The following is a 3504-nucleotide window of genomic DNA, read 5'->3' as shown; positions in this document are numbered from 1 at the left end:
ACACAAATTCGAGTCAAATAACTTTTTTTATGACTATTTATGCTTCATAACCCCCAATAAATGCGTTGTTTAGTCATATTTATCAATCTTTATGCAGAATACCAATAAGGCCTGCAGAAGTTAATTGTACTGAACTGGTATTTTGATCACATTTTCGCTAATAATGTCGCATAAATAACACAAACTTCCGCTAATGCACTTACAGAATATAAAGCAGACAGCGGAAACAGCGGCTTTCAAGCCGCTTACAACCTGAAGGATGAAATGCAATGAGTGTAGAAATGAATCTAACCCGTGCCCAATTCGATGAAGTTATGGTGCCTAATTATGCGCCTGCCGCTGTTATTCCTGTTCGCGGAGCAGGTAGCCGAGTATGGGATCAAGAAGGTAATGAATTCATCGATTTTGCCGGTGGTATTGCAGTAAATTGTTTAGGTCATTGTCACCCAGCTTTAGTGTCAGCATTAAAAGAGCAAGGCGAAAAGTTATGGCATTTATCAAACGTAATGACCAACGAGCCTGCACTAGAATTAGCGACAAAGTTAGTTAATGCAACGTTTGCTGAGCGCGTCTATTTTGCTAACTCGGGTGCAGAAGCCAATGAAGCAGCATTAAAATTAGCTCGCCGTTATGCATTAGATAACCATGGTGCAGATAAAGACCAAATCATCGCATTCGATAAAGCGTTCCACGGCCGTACATTCTTTACTGTAACAGTTGGCGGACAAGCTGCTTATTCAGACGGTTTTGGCCCTAAGCCACAAAGTATTACTCACGTGCCATTTAATGATATCGCTGCACTTGAAGCGGTAATTTCTGACAAGACTTGTGCCATTATGCTTGAACCTCTTCAAGGTGAAGGCGGGATTATCAATGGTGATCCTGAGTTCTTAAAAGCAGTACGTCGTTTAGCTGATAAGCATGACGCATTAGTGATTTTTGATGAAGTACAAACTGGTGTAGGCCGTACTGGTGAGTTATTTGCTTACATGGGTACAGACATCGTGCCAGATATTTTAACCAGCGCCAAAGCGCTAGGCGGTGGCTTCCCTATTGCTGCAATGCTAACTAGCGCCAAAATTGCTGCTCACCTAAAAATTGGTACTCACGGTTCTACTTATGGCGGTAACCCACTGGCTTGTGCAGTAGGTAATGCAGTAATGGACGTGGTGAATACCAAAGAAGTGTTGGACGGAGTTAAACATCGCGAACAGTTATTCCGTGATGGTTTAGCGGCTATTAACGCCAAATACAACGTATTCAGTGAAGTACGTGGTAAAGGCTTGTTAATAGGTGCGGTATTAAATGAGCAATATGAAGGTCGTAGCCGTGACTTCTTGGTTGCTTCTGTTGCTGAAGGCCTTATGAGTTTGATGGCTGGTGCAAACGTTGTGCGTTTTGCTCCTTCATTAGTGATCCCAGAAGCTGACATCGCAGAAGGCTTATTGCGTTTTGAACGCGCAGTAGCAAAAGTGGTTGCAGGTTAATTTGCAAATTTAGTGCAGGCTTAGCTTGCACTAATTTGTTTGGGTACGCCAGTTGAGTGAATACGCGTTGAAATGTATTTCAGCGCAGTTCGCTTATGGCGCAATGAGGAGATTAAGATGTTAATCATACGTCCTATCCGTGCAAGTGATTACGATGCACTTTATGGTATCGCAGTTGAGTCAGGCCACGGTTTTACATCTTTACCAGTTAACGAAGAGTTACTGCGTTCGAAGATTGCTAGGGCAGAGGCATCTTTTATCAAGCAAATTGATAAACCTTTTGACGAAGGTTATTTAATGGTGCTTGAAGATACAAAGACCAATGAAGTTGTCGGTACCTGTGGTATTGAAGCCGCCGTCGGCATGCAAGATGCTTTTTATCATTACCGTTTAGGTACTGAGGTCTATCATTCTCAGCAAATTTCTGTTCGCAATGAAGTTGAAACCCTCACATTATGCCACGACTACACTGGCGCAGCAGAAGTGTGCACCCTGTTTTTAAAAGACGGATATCGCAAAGGCAACAACGGCCGCATGTTATCACGCTCGCGCTTTTTATTATTAGCACAGCATCCTGAGCGCTTTGGCGATACCGTTATTGCTGAAATGCGTGGTGTGAGTGATGATCATGGTGACTCGCCGTTTTATGAATGGTTACAACATCACTTTTTAGGTATCGATTTTGTTGAAGCTGACTACTTGTCTGGTTTAGGCAAAAAAGCCTTTATGGCCGAAATGATGCCGCGAAACCCCGTTTATGTTTGCATGTTGCCTAAAAAAGCCCAAAAAGTGATTGGTGAAGTGCATAAAAACACCAAGCCAGCATTGCGTTTATTACAAGCAGAGGGTTTTAAGTTCCGTAATTATGTCGATATTTTTGATGGCGGCCCAACGGTTGAATGTGCACTAGCTGAGATCCGCTCAGTGAAAAAGAGCCGTTTATTGACCGTTTCAGTTGGCAAGATGCCACATGCCGATCATCATTTTATTATCTCCAACACCTCGCTTGCTGATTATCGTGCGTCAGCAGCTAAATTGTTGGTCTCTGATGAACACGACAATGTTGTGCTCAGCCCTGAAATCGCTGCTGGTTTACTGGTGAGCGATGGCGAGCAAATTCGTGTTTTAGCAATGTAGGAGCAAGAAATGACACAATATATTCAAGGTCAGTGGTTAGCTGGCGAAGGTCATGAAATCAATTCAAAAAACCCTGCCAACGGTGACGTAATTTGGCAAGGTAACACGGCTACTGCTACTCAAGTGAATGCAGCTGTAGATGCCGCTCGTGCGGCACAGTTTGATTGGTTTATGCTGGGTTATGAAGCTCGCTTAGCCATAGTCGAAGCGTATCGTGCACAACTAGAAGCCAATAAAGCCGAGATCGCAGAAACCATCGCTCAAGAAACCGGTAAGCCACAGTGGGAAACTGCCACTGAAGTGGGCGCTATGATTGGCAAGATAGCATTGTCAGCAAAAGCCCATGACAAACGTACCGGCACTGAAACCAATGATTTACCTGCAGGACGTGCCGTATTACGTCACAAGCCTCATGGTGTTGTAGCGGTATTTGGCCCTTATAATTTCCCAGGCCATCTACCAAACGGGCACATAGTACCAGCATTATTGGCTGGTAACACTGTGGTGTTTAAGCCATCAGAATTAACGCCTAAAGTGGCTGAGTTAATGCTGAAGTGTTGGGACAAAGCTGGTTTACCACAAGGTGTGGTTAACTTAGTGCAAGGTGAAGTTGAAACCGGTAAAGCATTAGCATCACATCCACAAATTGACGGTTTATTCTTTACCGGTAGTTCACGTACTGGGCATATTTTACATGAACAATATGCTGGCCTCCCAGGTAAGATTTTAGCCTTAGAAATGGGCGGTAATAATCCGCTTATCGTTAAAGGCGTTACCGATACCAAAGCTGCGGTCCATGACATTATTCAGTCTGCTTATATTTCGTCTGGCCAGCGTTGTACTTGTGCCCGTCGTTTATATATTGAAGAGGGCGCACAAG

At 43.8% G+C, this 3504-nt stretch carries 3 protein-coding genes; all 3 read left to right on the top strand.

The features are described from left to right. Nucleotides 1-269 precede the first annotated feature (269 nt). Nucleotides 270-1487 (top strand): aspartate aminotransferase family protein, encoded by a 1218-nt coding sequence (locus CXF78_RS17375; RefSeq protein ID WP_011638738.1) that lies wholly within the window; start codon nt 270-272, stop codon nt 1485-1487. 117 nt (nt 1488-1604) lie between these two features. Continuing rightward, entirely contained in the window at nt 1605-2624 is a 1020-nt protein-coding gene (gene astA / locus CXF78_RS17370) for an arginine N-succinyltransferase (protein ID WP_011638737.1), read from the top strand. 9 nt (nt 2625-2633) lie between these two features. After that, nucleotides 2634-3504, top strand: an 871-nt coding sequence (locus CXF78_RS17365; protein ID WP_145991541.1) for an aldehyde dehydrogenase family protein, incomplete at its 3' end; no start/stop codon positions are given.

This window comes from Shewanella sp. 11B5 (assembly GCF_002836795.1).
Taxonomy (GTDB): Bacteria; Pseudomonadota; Gammaproteobacteria; order Enterobacterales; family Shewanellaceae; genus Shewanella; species Shewanella frigidimarina.
The sequence above is the reverse complement of the archived record's forward strand: the minus strand, read 5'-3'. Positions and strand labels throughout refer to the sequence as shown.

What these genes read in the sequence shown, in the direction of transcription:
- CXF78_RS17375 (WP_011638738.1), top strand. Translation starts at nt 270, where the DNA reads ATGAGTGTAGAAATGAATCTAACCCGTGCCCAATTCGATGAAGTTATG.
- astA (WP_011638737.1), top strand. Translation starts at nt 1,605, where the DNA reads ATGTTAATCATACGTCCTATCCGTGCAAGTGATTACGATGCACTTTAT.